Source organism: Micromonospora sp. RTP1Z1 (genome assembly GCF_033804685.1).
GTDB lineage: Bacteria > Actinomycetota > Actinomycetes > Mycobacteriales > Micromonosporaceae > Micromonospora.
On sequence record NZ_JAPFQV010000046.1, the window covers coordinates 25,390 to 39,491 of the forward strand.

Annotated in this window: 13 protein-coding genes and 1 other RNA gene; 9 read left to right on the forward strand and 5 right to left on the reverse strand. The window is 64.1% G+C overall.

Annotation, left to right across the window (positions count from 1 at the left end; genetic code table 11):
• Positions 1–39: 39 nt before the first annotated feature.
• Positions 40–1,272, forward strand: coding sequence for an MFS transporter (locus SLP03_RS21660; protein ID WP_319462452.1), 1,233 nt, complete (start codon positions 40–42; stop codon positions 1,270–1,272).
• A gap of 64 nt (positions 1,273–1,336) precedes the next feature.
• Here the strand turns inward: SLP03_RS21660 and SLP03_RS21665 are convergent, their stop codons facing one another.
• Positions 1,337–2,098 carry a sulfite exporter TauE/SafE family protein gene (locus tag SLP03_RS21665; RefSeq protein ID WP_319462453.1) on the reverse strand — a complete coding sequence of 254 codons (762 nt, stop codon included), beginning with the start codon at positions 2,096–2,098 and terminating at the stop codon, positions 1,337–1,339.
• Positions 2,099–2,287: 189 nt separating this feature from the next.
• On the opposite strand from SLP03_RS21665, the gene SLP03_RS21670 reads away from it, so the two are divergent.
• From SLP03_RS21670 to SLP03_RS21690, 5 genes are all read left to right on the forward strand, one after another.
• Positions 2,288–2,719, forward strand: a complete 432-nt coding sequence (locus SLP03_RS21670) for a hypothetical protein (protein ID WP_319462454.1) — start codon at positions 2,288–2,290, stop codon at positions 2,717–2,719.
• Positions 2,720–2,757: 38 nt separating this feature from the next.
• Positions 2,758–3,170, forward strand: an RNA gene (rnpB, locus tag SLP03_RS21675) — RNase P RNA component class A.
• A gap of 383 nt (positions 3,171–3,553) precedes the next feature.
• Entirely contained in the window at positions 3,554–3,787 is a 234-nt protein-coding gene (locus SLP03_RS21680) for a hypothetical protein (protein ID WP_319462455.1), read from the forward strand.
• Positions 3,788–4,115: 328 nt separating this feature from the next.
• The gene (locus tag SLP03_RS21685; protein ID WP_319462456.1) at positions 4,116–5,351 is read left to right on the forward strand and encodes a dsDNA nuclease domain-containing protein; all 1,236 of its coding nucleotides are present in this window, start codon (positions 4,116–4,118) and stop codon (positions 5,349–5,351) included.
• 1,018 nt (positions 5,352–6,369) lie between these two features.
• The gene (locus tag SLP03_RS21690; RefSeq protein ID WP_319462457.1) at positions 6,370–7,929 is read left to right on the forward strand and encodes a hypothetical protein; all 1,560 of its coding nucleotides are present in this window, start codon (positions 6,370–6,372) and stop codon (positions 7,927–7,929) included.
• A 198-nt stretch (positions 7,930–8,127) separates the two neighbouring features.
• Here the strand turns inward: SLP03_RS21690 and SLP03_RS21695 are convergent, their stop codons facing one another.
• A complete protein-coding gene (locus SLP03_RS21695; RefSeq protein WP_319462458.1) occupies positions 8,128–8,553 on the reverse strand; it encodes a GntR family transcriptional regulator in 426 nt (141 codons plus the stop codon).
• Between the two features lie 874 nt (positions 8,554–9,427).
• On the opposite strand from SLP03_RS21695, the gene SLP03_RS21700 reads away from it, so the two are divergent.
• The 3 genes from SLP03_RS21700 to SLP03_RS21710 all read left to right on the forward strand — a co-directional run bounded on the left by SLP03_RS21700 (position 9,428) and on the right by SLP03_RS21710 (position 11,491).
• The gene (locus SLP03_RS21700; RefSeq protein ID WP_319462459.1) at positions 9,428–9,772 is read left to right on the forward strand and encodes a hypothetical protein; all 345 of its coding nucleotides are present in this window, start codon (positions 9,428–9,430) and stop codon (positions 9,770–9,772) included.
• A gap of 133 nt (positions 9,773–9,905) precedes the next feature.
• Complete coding sequence (locus SLP03_RS21705) at positions 9,906–10,727, forward strand: GntR family transcriptional regulator (protein WP_319462460.1); 822 nt, start codon at positions 9,906–9,908, stop codon at positions 10,725–10,727.
• The gene (locus SLP03_RS21710; RefSeq protein WP_319462461.1) at positions 10,715–11,491 is read left to right on the forward strand and encodes a glycosyltransferase family 2 protein; all 777 of its coding nucleotides are present in this window, start codon (positions 10,715–10,717) and stop codon (positions 11,489–11,491) included. The genes SLP03_RS21705 and SLP03_RS21710 overlap by 13 nt, the downstream gene beginning before the upstream one ends.
• Here SLP03_RS21710 and SLP03_RS21715 read toward each other — a convergent pair.
• The 3 genes from SLP03_RS21715 to SLP03_RS21725 all read right to left on the reverse strand — a co-directional run bounded on the left by SLP03_RS21715 (position 11,475) and on the right by SLP03_RS21725 (position 13,939).
• Entirely contained in the window at positions 11,475–11,918 is a 444-nt protein-coding gene (locus tag SLP03_RS21715; protein WP_319462462.1) for a hypothetical protein, read from the reverse strand. The genes SLP03_RS21710 and SLP03_RS21715 overlap by 17 nt on opposite strands.
• A 67-nt stretch (positions 11,919–11,985) precedes the next feature.
• Positions 11,986–12,624 carry an RloB family protein gene (locus tag SLP03_RS21720; protein ID WP_319462463.1) on the reverse strand — a complete coding sequence of 213 codons (639 nt, stop codon included), beginning with the start codon at positions 12,622–12,624 and terminating at the stop codon, positions 11,986–11,988.
• Positions 12,625–12,631: 7 nt separating this feature from the next.
• Complete coding sequence (locus tag SLP03_RS21725) at positions 12,632–13,939, reverse strand: ATP-binding protein (RefSeq protein ID WP_319462464.1); 1,308 nt, start codon at positions 13,937–13,939, stop codon at positions 12,632–12,634.
• Between the last annotated feature and the right edge of the window lie 163 nt (positions 13,940–14,102).

Below are 14,102 nucleotides of genomic sequence, written 5' to 3' on the forward strand. Positions count from 1 at the left end.
ACTACCTGTACGATACAGCTATCTCCCCTGGGAGGCGGAGTGGATCGGCGATCCGAACCCAACCGCAGTGCCATCTACGCCACCACCCTGGTGGCCTTCCTCGCCATCGCCGGCATCGCCGTGGTGGACCCGATCCTGCCCGTCATCGGCGAGGCGATCGGGGTCACCGCCTGGCAGGTCGAGCTGCTCTTCACCGCGTACATCGCGGTCATGGCGGTCGGCATGATCCCGGCGACCCTCGCCAGCGGTCGCTTCGGCTTCAAGCCCGTACTGATCACCGGCGTCTCGGTGGTCGGCGTCGCCGCGATCCTCGCGTCGCTCAGCAACAACATCGTGCAGCTCTCCGTGCTACGCGGCGTCTGGGGGCTGGGCAACGCGATGTTCTTCGCCACCGCGATGGTGGTGCTGGTCAGCCTCGCCATCGACCGGGAATGGGTGGTCGGCCTCTTCGAGACCGCGCTCGGCCTCGGCTTCGCCGTCGGCCCGCTGATCGGCGGACTGCTGGGCCACGTGAGCTGGCGGCTGCCGTTCTTCGTCTGCGGCGTCTTCATGGTCCTCGCGCTGGCCGTCGCGTCCCGCAAGCTCCGCGAGCCGACCAACCGGCAGCCACCCGTACGCGTCGGTCAGATCTTCGCCACCTACCGCAAGCCGGCGTTCATCGCGCTCTGCGTGGTCACCGCCGCGTACAACTTCGTCTTCTTCGTGGTGCTCGGCTACACCCCGCTCTTCCTGCACCTCGACGTGGTGCCGCTGGGGCTGGCCTTCACCGCGTGGGGCCTCGGCCTGGCCGCCGGAATCCTGGTGATCGGGCACCGGCTCGCCCACCGGATCGGCGCCGTGCAGACCGTCGGCGTGGCCATCGCCGGCCTGTTGGTCTGCATGGCGCTCTTCGCCACGTCGGGCTCCACCACCGAGTCGCTGGTCGTGTTGGTGCTCGCCGGCCTCTGCATGGGCCTGGCCAACGCCAACCTCACCGACCTGGCGCTCGGTCTCGGCTCCAGCGACCGCCGGGTGGCCACCGGCGCGTTCAACCTGGTCCGCTGGGGCGCCGCCGCGCCCGCCCCGATCATCTCCGGCAAGCTCGCTGAGCACTCGCTCGCCCTGCCGTTCTGGGTCGGCTTCGGGGTGCTCGCCGTGGGTGTGCTGGTCTACCTGGCCTTCGCCCACCTGATGGCGGCCGGCTACGGCGAGCGGGTGCTCTGGTCCCGGTGGAACTCCGCCGCCCGGGACGCCGAGCACGCCCCCGAGGAGCCGGTCGGCGAGGCGTACTGAGCTTTCCTCTCCGCCCCTGGTCGAACCGCCCCGGCGCAGCGTCGCGCCGGGGCGGTTCGGCGTCTCAACGCAGCGCGCGCCACAGCAGGTAGAGACCGATCACCGTGCCGAAGACCACGATCAGGGTCCTCAGCACCACCGGCGGCAGCCGGCGGACCAGCCGGGCGCCCGCGTACCCACCGACCAGCGTGGCCGGCGCGACCACCGCGGCCGCCGCCCAGTTGACCGGGCCGAAGAGCGCGAAGACGACCAGCGTGGTCAGCCCCACCACCGCGGAGAGCAGATTCTTGATCGCCGACACCCGGGCCAGCGTGGCGTCCAGCACCAGGGCCAGACCGGCGACCAGCATCACCCCGAGCGCCGCGCCGAAGTAGCCGCCGTACACCGCGCCGAGCCCCACCATGGCCTGCACCGTGACGGTACGGCGGCGCGGGCTCAGCCCGGCCGGGTGACCGACCAGGCGCCTCAGCGGATCCTGTAAGGCCAGCACGGCGGTCGCGCCCAGCACCAGGAACGGCACCACCAGCTGGAAGTCACGCGCCGGGGTGGCCAGCAGCAGCAGGCAGCCGACCACGGTGCCGGCGATCGTGGTGTGCACCAGCCTGGCCATGCGCCGGGCCGGCGGCAGGTCCGCGCGGCTGCCCGCCACACTCGCCACGTACCCCGGAAAGACCGACACCGAGTTGGTGACGTTCGCCGGCACCGGGGGCAGTCCGACCGCGATCAACGCCGGGAAGGTGATGAGGGAACCGCCCCCGGCCACCGCGTTCACCGTGCCCGCGGCGAGACCGGCGGCGAGCAGGAGCGCGGCGTCGGAGAGGTCCATGGTCCCCAGAGGCTAGTACCCTCCCGTCCGCGCCGCCCAGGCACGGACTCAACCTTTCGCCACCCTGCCGCGTCGTTCCCTGCGACAGGCGACAGGGTCGGCGAGGGGAGTGGGCCGTGCACGGTCGCGGCAGAGAGTTCCTACCGGCTGCTGGTCGAGACCAGCGGCCTGTCGGGCGATCCCGGGCCGGTGCGGCGCTGGAGCGGCCGTATTCCCGGCGGGGACGGCACCGGCGCGGCGCTCGTCGGTCCGGCCTCGGGCATCGGCCCGGCCGTCCTGCAGGTCGGGGCGAGCTACGACGCCCTGGTGGCGGTGGCTCCGCCGGACGACGCCCGGCCCGACGACACGGAGACCCTGGCGGCCAGCCGGACCGACTGGGCGTTGGCGAGCACGGTCGTCGGCGGCTCTCCGGATCTGATCGCGATCCGGGTGCCGACCCGGGCCGGCGGCCACGCGGCCCTCAACCGACCAGCTTCTCGTGGTGCCCCCGAGGGCGCGGCGCGGGTGGAGGCGGTCGGATCCGGCACGGTGAGCTCCTCCGCGGCGGTGACGGACGGCGCGGCGGGGACGGAGCCGGTCGCCTCCGTCCCCGCCGTCCACCCGCCTCCAGGGCGGAAATGAGCGCGGCCGTCGCGTCGTTAAGATGAGGGAGCGACGGACGAGTCGACCGGGCGGTCGCGTCGACGGGCTGCGGCCCGTCGCCGAGGAACGTCCGGACTCCAGAGGGCAGGGTGGTTGCTAACGGCAACCCGGGGTGACCCGCGGGACAGTGCCACAGAAAACAGACCGCCGTTCCTATACGGGGCGGTAAGGGTGAAACGGTGGGGTAAGAGCCCACCAGCATCCCGGGTGACCGGGATGGCTAGGTAAACCCCACCCGGAGCAAGGCCAAGAAAGAGCCGTCACCGCAAGATGACGGCTCGCGCAGACGCTTGAGGGCTGCCCGCCCGATGTCTGCGGGTAGGCCGCTGGAGCCTGCCGGCAACGGCAGGCCGAGATGGATGGCCGCCGCCGACGACGTCCTCCGGGACGGCGTCGGTCACAGAATCCGGCGTACAGGTCGACTCGTCCGTCGCCCACCAGCTCAGAGCTGTGATCAAGGCTCTGAGCTGGTCGTTTATCTGGTGCCGTTGGTTGACCTTGGTCATCGTTGGGTGGCGTTTGACGGCCTGGCCACGGCCTGGGACGGCCTGGAGGGGGCCTGAGCGCTGGGTCAGTTGGCCACACCTCGGTCTGGCGCGCTCTGCCGTCTGAGGGCCCTTTCCCGGCCGGCGCTTGGGGGCCTGAGTCGATGCGGGGGAGGCCCCACGTCCTGGCGGTGGAGCTGGTGCCGCGGCCCGGTGACCCGGTGGCAAGCCAGTCCCGGGGTTGGACTGGCGCGGCAGCCGGAAGCCCCGACGCACGAACAGGTCGACCTGCTGGCTTCCGTAGCGGCCTCCGTGGTCCCATCCGTGGATGGGATGGGACGAGCGCGTGCCGGAGCTGCTGGCGCACCTGGGGGAGATGGGTCTGATCGGGCTCGTCAAGGTTGACGGCGAGCGGGAGCACAAGCCATGGACGGTGGTGATCTCGGGCCAGCGGCTCGATGGTGCGTCGATCAGGCTCGACGGCAACAGCCTCGACTACTGCCTGCGCCATGCGGTCGCCGCGCTTCGTGAGCGCTTCCCGGGCGAACTCGCTCTGGACTGAGCTCCGCTCCGACGTGGGCGGTGTCCCGGCGGCTTTCGGTGGCTCACCGCCCCGGCGCCGTAGGCGGCCGGGGCGGCTTGCCGCCGGCCGGGCTTGCCGCCCCGCACCGCGCGGAGCGCGGTGCCTTGATTTAGAACAGAGCGTTTCGGCAGTACATAGTCGACCTGGGTTGTCGCCCTGTGTGACCGAATTCCCTGTCAAGCGACTACCCGACAGGCAGAGGGTCGCCACGGCTGACAGTTGTGAGTAACATCCGTCACATGTTGTTTCGTCGGTCGTCACCCTGCGTAGCGAAGATTGAGGGACCTGCTCTCTTGCTGGAAGCTGTATGACGACGTACGGCGCTGAGACTGCTGGTGCCGCGCAGACGCGCTTGGAGCAGGTTGCCAGGGTAGCCAGTGATCCGACAGGCACTCATACCTTCGCTCGGTACAGGTGGCAGGCGAAGCAGGCCGCCCTTCAGTGGCTCTCGTGCCTCTCGGAACAAGGCCCCTCTTTTGTTCTTTGCGAGCACGTCGAGGATGTGACACTCGTATACCCCGACCGATTCCGCTTCATCCAGCTCAAGACCCGGGATCGTGGTTCTTGGAGCGCAAAGAACATGTGTAAAAGCGGGTTCGACTCACTTGTCAAGTCTTATATGAAGGTTCGGCAGGCGCGTCTGCATGGAGACTCGAAGTTCGAATTGTGGTTAGAGGGTCCTATTTCGGAAGTGCGCGCAACGGTCAAGTTCGTTGACGACCCGGCAACTGCCGACGCCGATGTCCGGCGCAAGCTGGTTGGCCACGGCCTAAACCGTAGATGGGTGAACGACTTTCTGTCGCGCTTGGTTATCCGTCACAATCAGCCCACGCAGGGTCAGATGGATGCCCATGCACTCTATGAGATGGGAAGCATATGGCCTGACATGTCAATGTCGGAGCTGGAAATCATATATGTGCGATTGCTGGAATCAGCTACGGCGGCACAGGAGGCAGGGAGTCTCCCGCCTACTATCCTCGCGATACTAGCTCAAGCAAAAAGCGCGCTAATCGAACATGGCGAGATCTTGGGCAGCGAGCACATTCCTGCCGATATTTCGCGTCAGACTCTAAGTCGAGAGATGGTAACGGCGTTGACCCCGCCGCTTCCTGGTGAGCCCATTGAGTCCTTGACCCGCAGGCTCTCAACTGGATCTGCCGTTTCCATGCTAGAGCTAAAAATGCGGGCAGGAAGAGCGCGCGAGGAGACGATTCAGGAGGCAAAATACTATCGAGCTGACATGGAGGTGCAGCGGCAGCTCTTAATAGCTCAAAGGGTAGATGCCCATGAGAGTTTGGAGGGGTTGAGTCGTCGAACACTTTCATTGGCTCGCGCTGTGGCAAGCCAAGCTCGAATGAACGCGGCTGTAAATCCCGTGCAGGGACGCCGGGAGGCCGAGGTTATCGCAACAGGTCTTCTATCGCGCTTGGCAGACCTCGGCCATTGCGACCACGAGCAGCTTTTCGGTGGCAATCCGTTTCACGTTTATGGATACCTCGCGCATCTCTCTGATAAATGCAAGTTCCCGTGGCGGGCAGCATGACCGTTATTGCTCAATCACGGTCGGGGACCGCGAGCAGTGGTCTTCCACCGACCGGTCGTGAGTCGCATTCGGCTAGCCGCGCCCGCTACCGTGCTTCTCCGGAGGGCGAAGCACGCATCCTGCTTCTGATTGACCAGTTTAGTAGAACTGCAAGAGGGAAGCCCCGTCATCTTGAGGGTCGCGTTAAGTTGGCAAAGCTTGACTTCTTTCTGAGATATCCGAGACACCTGCGCAGAGTGCTTGAGGCGCACGGCGCGCGGCCCGCCGATCTCACGTCTATTGAAGAGGATGACGCACCGTTAGATGCACGGATGATGCGTTATCGCTATGGGCCCTGGGACCCTTCGTATTACGCCATACTTGGCTCCCTTGTCGGCCGAGGGCTCGTTGAGCTGACGCCCCTTAGTACCGCGAGTGGCCTTGGATTCAGAACCACTCGGCTGGGAGCAAGCCTCGCGGAGACCCTAAGAGAAGACGAGAGCTTCGCCTACATGGCCCAAAGATTGCGCCTTCTCGGCAGATACCTGGATAAGAGTGGCAACACGCTAAAGGGTTACATCTATGAGTTGCCGGAGGTCGCGGATGCTGAATGGAATGAGGAACTAGGATGACGGATCCGGCAGATCTGCCAGAGATCCTCCGTTCGAATGAGCTCCATCCGAACCGTCATCGCCTGGAGCTTATATCCATCGAACTCGTGGGCGGCAACCGACGAGTTGGTTTCTCGCCCGGCCTCAACATTGTTCAAGGCGACATTACCACTGGAAAGACTACTCTAGTAAATCTTATACGTGGGCTGCTTGGAACAGTCCCGCGGAGTCTTCCACCAGAGGTTGAATACGTCCGAGCCCTACGCGGCGAAGTCGTGCTTAATGATCGCGTCTGGCAGATATATCGGCCCCGGACGACTACACGGGACGCGCCGGTCGAAGTAGCAGAAGTGGCTTCCTCCTCGGACAACCTGAGTCGAGCATACCGCCTGCGCGCGACTGGAGTTGAGTCTTCGTACAGCACCTTCATGTTGGATCAGCTAGGCATTCCCGCCATTAGCGTCCCGCAGGCCCGCAGTGAACCGACGGGCGCTCAGACGCCCGTTACTATGACTGACTGGCTTGGATACTGCATCGTCACCGGCGACGAGCTGGACAGCCAACTCTTCGGTCATCAACGTGTCTTCAGGGACGCCAAAAGGCGCTGGGTCTTCGAGGTGACGTATGGGTATTACGACCAGTCAATTGCAGAGCTGAACGCGAAGCTTCGGAGCGTAGAACTCCGTCTTGATGCACTGGATCGAGCTGCGACTGTCCAGAAGCGTTTTCTGGAAGAGACGCCTTTTGCTGATCGGCAGACACTGGTCCAGGAGCTGGAGGTTCTTGCAGAGCATGTAAGCGGTCTCCGCATTGCGCGTGAGAACCTGAGCGAAGCTGCCATAGAAGTGCCGGGAGTTCGTGAGATACGTGAGCAGCTTTTGGCCGCGAGAAATGAGCGAGCGGAGGTTGCGTCGAGGGTTGCTCGAATTCAGGGTCAGATTAAGGATTTGTCGGATCTTCAGCGGCAGCTTTCGAGCCAGTCTGCTCGATTGACGCGAGCAGTCGTTGCTGACGAGTGGCTAGTGGATTTCGACTTTATGGTCTGCCCTAGATGCGGCAGCGATGTGGATGGAGGACGGGCGCCGGTTGAGAAGTGCTACCTATGCTTACAGGATCCTCAGCCGTCAACTTCTCGCGAGCAGTTGCTTGCTGAGCAGGAACGCGTCATTAGCCAAATCGCCGAGACCGGCGAAGTTCTTGCCCTAAGGCGCACCGCTTTGGCGAAGCTCGAAGAATCTGGCGACCACCTTGAGATTTTGGCGCACGCCTTGGCCTCAGAACTGGAAAACCGTACCCGAACCTTCGTGTCGGATAATGCCAGTCGTCTTGAGTATCTTGCCGAAGAGCAGGGGCGTTCCGAGACACGGGTGCGCGCCCTTGAAGAGTATCTGAGGGTTCTAGACCGGCTCGACAATCAAGGGCGCACGCGTTCCGACTTGGAAGTCCAAAGAGAAGAGTTGCTCGGCATAATTGGCAGCTGGGAGCTTACGCAAGGAGACGCGGAGAATAACGTCCTAGCACTTGAATCTCGCATGCTTGAGTACCTGCATGCTCTTAACATACCTGAGCTGGGCCAGGAACTGACTGTGGAGATCAACAGAAACACTTACCTGCCGATCGTCGCCGGGCGCTCCTTTGATGAATTGTCTAGTCAGGGTCTCAAGACTCTGGTCAACATCGCTCATGCGCTCGCCCACCACACAGTGGCGATTGACCGAAACCTACCGCTTCCTGGCCTACTTGTATTAGACGGCCTATCCGCCAATGCCGGGTTTGAGGGCTTCGACCAGGAACGGGTTAGTGACGTGTATCGACTGCTCGCCACGGTTGGGCGGGACTACCAACACTCACTTCAGATTATTGCCTTTGACAATGTCCTGTCCGGTCGGATTCTTCTCGACTATGCTCAGCTGGTCGCGTTGAACTTGACTCAGGAGGATCGCCTGATCCGCCCGCCTGTTAGCGGCGGTGACGCTAACAACGACTAGGGCTGGCTCTCCTGCTGAAGAGCCGAGCACTTCGTCCCGTTCGCATTCCGAACGGGCTGCCGAACTGTCGGCGGCCATCGTGAGGCTGGCAGTCCGCTAAATGGCGACGTAGCCGCCGCACGGTCGCTACGTGCTCCCCGGCGGTGCCCGTGACCCGTTCGGGCCACCTTGAAGAGGTGTTGCAGGCACGCACGGGAATTACTGGCTTGCTCGTTGTAGCCGATATACCCTCGCGACGGCTCTCACGGCTCCATTGATTCGAGTCACGTCCTGTTGCTCGACCAGGGTTGTACCTACCTCGACAGCGAAGAGGGCTGCAAGCTCTGGATCAGCCAGGACCTGGCGCTGCCGTCTTTCAACCTGGGGGCCTTCTTCAGGGCTGTCCTTGTGGGAATGATCTGGATTGGCATAAGTGCCGCGGCCGTGCTCGGTAGCGACCAAACGCTCATCCCGCAAGAGGGCAATGGCCTGGCGGATTGTCCCGCGGCTTGCCCGGAATTCGGCGGTTAGCGCGCTCTCGGTTGGCAGGAGGCTGCCCGGCGGGATGACTGCGTTCGTGATGCGGCGTCTCAGTTCGTCGGCGATGACGCGGTAACGGGGCTGTCCGTAGTGCGGGGTGGGCACCCGCTCACCGTACCTGGCACTTGTCTTACCAAGTGCCAACTAAGTGGCCCGTTTCGACATCTAGACAACTCGTCCACTTGTAGATACGTTTCCTGGTGTGCGGCTGGGGTGACGGTTCGTGTCAGGGGTGGTGCCGTGCCGGCCCTGGTCGCACGTGAGGCGCGGCGTCCTGTCGGACCGGTTGCGGTAGCCGCGCGGACAAGTTGGCTCGGCGATACCCGACCCGTCTGCGTCGGACAGTGCGCCGTGCCTTCATCCGGGCCGGTGGCCGGCTGTATCCCCCGTGGTCGGCCACCGGTCCCCGTCTACCTGTGGAGGCGTAATGCCTGGCTCTCATCGCCGGCGCCACTGGTTGTCGTCCTGGTGGTCCCGAAGCCGCCCGCTCACTCGGAACGCCAGCAACAAGGTCCGACCCGCTCCGCAGTTGACGGCTCTCCCGGCTTCGCCGTGGTGGTCGGTCGGTCCGACGAGGGAAGTGCCAGTGATGCGGTACGCGCCGCTGATGACACTGGCGCAGACCTACCGGGGCAACGGTGGGCGGTGGCCGCAGTGACGCGTCCGGATAACCCGGCTGTCGAGATGACTCATCCCGACTGGTGTGTTCCGGACCGTTGCGGTCACCTGGTCCCGCCAGTGATGACGCACATGGCCCGCCGCCACCGCGGCCCGCTCTACCGATTCGGCGAGGCTCGAACGAGCGGCACTGTCGTCACGTACCTGATCGGTCGCGACGCCCGAACGCCTCTCATCGCTGTCCACGCGACGAGCCGCGCCGGGAACGCCTGGGCCGAACTGTCACTGGCGCAGACCGCTGCGCTCGTCGAACGGCTTCGCAGTCTGCTCGACTTAGCCGCTAACACAGATGGAGGCGACGATGCCTGAGCGCGAGGTCCGGGCCGACGAGGCACGCGGTGCGCAGCCAGCGGCGGACGCGTGCCCGAGATGGTGCCGGGGTTGTGGGCCCGACGATCCGATGCACCGTGGATTCCTGGCCACCATCGGCCGGGAGCGGACCGGCTGGGTCAGCGTTCAGCTGCTGCTTGATCGCTTCGCGCGCCGCGAGCTGGCGGTGAAGCTCGACGCGACCCGCAACGGCGCTACTCAGCCGATCCTGCTCGACCGGATCCAGCTGGACCGGCTCATCTACGAATTGACCTACGCCCGGCTGGTGATGATGGCCAAGGGCCAGTCTCTGGAGGGGTGCGATGGGCGCCACTGACCGACGACTCACCTCACGGGCGGCCTCGGTAGGCAGGCAGCAGCCTCGGCGGACACCGGCTCCCGTCGCTGCCCTGCCGGAGCGGCCCGCCGGCGGGACCACCTGGCAGACGTTGGAACGACTAGGGGGTACGGTGACCGGTGTGCATGGCCGGGACTGGCGCCCTCGCTACCTGCAACTCGCGGAAGAGTTGCGGGCAAAGATCACGCGCGGTGAGCTGGCCCCCGGCACGCTGATGCCCAGCGAGACGGAGTTGGCCGACACCTCGGGCCTATCCCGCACCAGCGTGCGCAACGCCATCCGCCAGCTCCGCGAATGGGGCCTGGTCCGGGCCGAGCAGGGGCGCGGCACCTATGTGCGGGCCCCCCGGCAACGGGTGCGCCGGCGCAACGCCGAGCGGTACCAGTGGGAGAAGGACCGGGCCCTACTCGACGAGGCCGAGCGGATCAAAACCGGCGCCATCGAGCACGACACCGGCCTGACCGTCGACGACCTGAAGTTCCACGCCGAGTACACTCGCGTCGAGGCGGACGAGGATATGGCCGCGGCTCTGCGGGTCGAGTCGGGTACGCCGCTGCTGCGCCGCGTCTACTGGACGTCCTCTCGGCATGAGAACGCGCCGCTGACCATGTCGTACTCCTTCTTGCCTTACGCCTTGGTGGCCGCGAACCCGGATCTGCTCGACGCGGGCAGAGAGCCCTGGCCGGGCGGCACGCAGCACCAGCTCCGCACGCTCGGCATCGAGGTGGACCGGATCGACGACGAGATCCGCGCTCGCCCGCCGTCCCCCGACGAGGCGGAGTTGCTGGACGTCGACCCGGGCGTCTCCGTGCTCACCGTGCGCAAGACCTCGATCGACACCACCGGCCGTGTCGTCGAGGTCGCCGACGTGGTGATGCCGGGCGACCGGACCGAGCTTGTCTACTCCCACAAACTCCAACGGTGGAAAACTTGACGCAGATCGTCTCGGTTGTCACGCCCGTCCACGCGCCCAGCCTCGAGCACCTTGCTGGCGCGTATGAGTCATTGGTCAAGCAGGACATGCCCTCGGGCTGGGACTGGCAATGGCTCGTCCAGGAGGACGGGCAGACCGGCGCCCTGGTCGACGTGCTGCCCGACGATCCGCGAATCAGCCTTGGGACAGGTCGACCCGGCGGGCCAGGTGTTGCCCGGACCCTCGCTCTTTCCCGGGTCTCCGGGCAACTCATCAAGGTCCTTGACGCCGACGACCAACTGACCTCTGGTGCCCTCGCCCGGGACATCGCCGCGTTCGACGAGCACCCGCAGATCGGCTGGACCACCTCCCGCGTGCTCGATCTGCTTCCTGACGGGTCGACTGTCGGGTGGGACAAGGACCCGGCCGGCGGGGTCATCGCCCGAGGCTCGGTGCTGTCCTTCTGGAAGGCCAACGGTTACCGCGCCTCGGTGCACCCGGCGACGCTCTGTCTCCGCCGGGATCTCGTCTTCGCCCTGGGTGGCTGGATGGCCCTGCCGGCTTCCGAGGACACCGGCCTGCTGCTCGCCGCCAACGCGGTCAGCGAGGGCTACTTCACCCGCGAATACGGCCTGCTCTACCGCAAGTGGCCCGGCCAGGTCACCAGCCAGGCCGCCCACCGGGAGCCGGCAGAGTACGAGGGACGGATGAGGATCATCGAGGCCAGAGCCAACGCCCTGGCCTCGATGCTGCCTGACGGACTGTCGCTCATGCCTCCGGCGTAGCTTCATGCCCCGGCATGCCGTGGGTACGGCGCCGCTGCTTCATCTCGGCCTCGTAGATGTGCCGCCGGCCGCCGGCTAGCTTCTCCCGGGCCTCTCGCTCGACCTCTTGGAAGGTCGCGTAGTAGCCGTCGTCGAACTCCTCCATGATCTGGAACGTCCAGCGGCCAGGGAGAATGTTCCGGCCCAGGAGGTCCCGCTCCACGCGGTTGGCCATTTCGCCATGACCCGCTTCGCGCAGCAACTTGACCACGCGGTCCAGGGTCAGATCCGCCCCGCCGACTAACTGATGGGCCGAGTAAAGATGCCCCCGCACCCGGTGAATTGTCTCCAGCGCCTTGCTCAACTCTCCAAGGGCCTCGACGGTAGTGTCGCTTAAATCCGCCGGACGTGAATGCTCCTCGTCCACCGAGGTTCTTTTGTCGATCATGTGCAGGTCCCTTCGAGGATCCATGGGTACTTCAGGTTGCCTCGACCTTCTGTGGCTATGTACCAAATTAGCGCTCGGCTGCGCGGCGCGTCCCTTTTTGCTGCCCGAGCGCTTGAAGGAAATGGTGCATCCCAGAGGAAGGATTGTCGTTCGGGAAGGTGGTGCCGTTCTGCCTGTGGCGCTGTTCTAGGCGTTCAGCTCGGCGAGCTGCCTGCTCGCGTAGTGGCATGTAAGCGCTGGCGTCGATGCTCTTTCCCGCGCGACCATCGAGTTTGCGGCTCATGCTTTCCGCTTCGCCGGTGGTGGCAAACTTGGCAAACTCGCGATGATGCAGGATAAGCCAGAGCTCAAAGCATGGATTCGAAATCACTAGATTGACGCCTTTGGCAAGAGCGAGCTGCCTGGCATTGAATAGGTTTGGGTGGTTCTTCGGCCATTCGACGTCGAAAATGCACCAGCACTCGTCTACTTCCGGATCCTCCAAACGCTCGACTGCCATTTGAACAAGGGTGAGCGGGACGCCTTGCTCGGGGTGTAGCTCAAGATTCAAGGCAGTATTTTCTGCGACTTCGGGCAATTTCTTCAAGCCATTGATGTAATCTGGCTCGGAGTTCTTTCCCTCGCAAAAGACTACGACCGTGCGTAGCTCTGGGCGTTTTTCGATTACTCGTTTGAGCGGCTTCGTTTCCCGGCGGCGTGGTCTCATCGGTCTGTCAGCCGATCAAACCGAGTGCTCGGAGGAACTCTGTTTGGTCGACTTGGGGAAGTGCACCGAACCGGCCGTGCAGGTAGGCGCTCTCTAGGTTTTGCGACTTGCGCACCCGCTCGCCAGCGAACTCGGCGAGCCCACCGAGTCGAGTGGAGCCGTCGAGTCGCTTTTCGGTAAGCCAGACCTCGTCCCGATTGAGGTGGTTGAGCAAACTAGTGTCATGTGAGGTGAAGATGAGTTGAGCCCCGTAAGGGTTGGTGACGGGACTTTGAAAAACTCGTAGCAACTCTGCGGACAGCGTCGGGTGCAGGCTAGCGTCCAACTCGTCAAAGATCACCATCGAGCCTGACTGCAGTGCGGTCAGCACTGGACCAATTAGACCGAACCAGGTCCTCGTTCCTTCCGACTCGACGGAGAAGTCAAGCGGCATGAAGTCGTTGCCAGACGATCGGTGAACAAGGCGCAGGCGACGTTGGGTTCGAGTTTCACCGGTGGTGGAGAAAACCTCCTGTTCGTCGATAACGACGTCTTCGATCCCAAGATCGGCAAGACGCAGCAGTGCTAGGGCCTGCTGCCTTTTGCTCAAAGTCGGCCACTTCTGCCCCTCACCGTGGAGAGAAAACAACGAAGGCTGGTCGATGTCTGGCCCGTCGAACCAGCGAGTCGTGTCTGTCCTTCCGAAGAAGCGCGGCCTCGATCTTCCGAAAAATGTTCCAGGCCGTCCTCGGCGAGGCGTCTGTCCCAGAACTTGGATGCGTAGGATGTCCCTAGCAAAATTTGTGACGAGTGGCTCATCAAAACGACGTGCGCCGGACAGCGCTAACGTTTGCTCCGTCAGCAGCTCCCGAGTTCCGGACAATGCACCGAGACCACGCTGGAGCTTTAACTCGGAGCCTTCCCGCTCAAAGACTCTACGGCGCTTTTTCTCCGGATAGTGAAAGAGTCCTTCGTATATGACGTGATTTGCATCGAGTTCTAGGATGTATTCGAAACGCACCCCATCGACTGTGGTTTCAATCACGAATTCGCTGGACTCCGCTGGCCCTCCACTGAAAGCAAAAGGCTCTAGTGGAATTTCATCCTCCCAGAAGCGGAGAGAGTCTTCGACTGCGTCGCGCAGCCAGGCGAGCGCGCCGACAACGTTCGACTTGCCGGATGCGTTCGGCCCATAGATGGCAGCTCGCGTCAGGAGGCTCTCGCCGAGATGTGGCGCCTCCCGGGCTGCTTCCCGGTTGCGGTCCACCGCCACCATCGAGAGCTCGGCGCCCTCGGCAATCGAGCGGTAGTTACTGGCCTCGAACCTGATAAGCACGTACGTACGCTACCCCACACTCGGGCGCAGGTACTGCAAGTGTTTCGTCAAGATTTGACGAAAATGGCCGTTTCCCTGCGGCGAGAGCGTGGACATCGGCGTGAGTTGCTGTGCGTCCTGCGTTAGCGACCGCAGGCTTCCTCGGTGAGGTAGGCGTCGGCGA

Coding starts and splice junctions, on each gene's coding strand:
- SLP03_RS21690 (WP_319462457.1), top strand. CDS start 6,370: ATGTTGGATCAGCTAGGCATTCCCGCCATTAGCGTCCCGCAGGCCCGC.
- SLP03_RS21685 (WP_319462456.1), top strand. CDS start 4,116: ATGACGACGTACGGCGCTGAGACTGCTGGTGCCGCGCAGACGCGCTTG.
- SLP03_RS21665 (WP_319462453.1), bottom strand. CDS start 2,098: ATGGACCTCTCCGACGCCGCGCTCCTGCTCGCCGCCGGTCTCGCCGCG.
- SLP03_RS21680 (WP_319462455.1), top strand. CDS start 3,554: ATGGGATGGGACGAGCGCGTGCCGGAGCTGCTGGCGCACCTGGGGGAG.
- SLP03_RS21700 (WP_319462459.1), top strand. CDS start 9,428: ATGCCTGAGCGCGAGGTCCGGGCCGACGAGGCACGCGGTGCGCAGCCA.
- SLP03_RS21720 (WP_319462463.1), bottom strand. CDS start 12,624: ATGAGACCACGCCGCCGGGAAACGAAGCCGCTCAAACGAGTAATCGAA.
- SLP03_RS21715 (WP_319462462.1), bottom strand. CDS start 11,918: ATGATCGACAAAAGAACCTCGGTGGACGAGGAGCATTCACGTCCGGCG.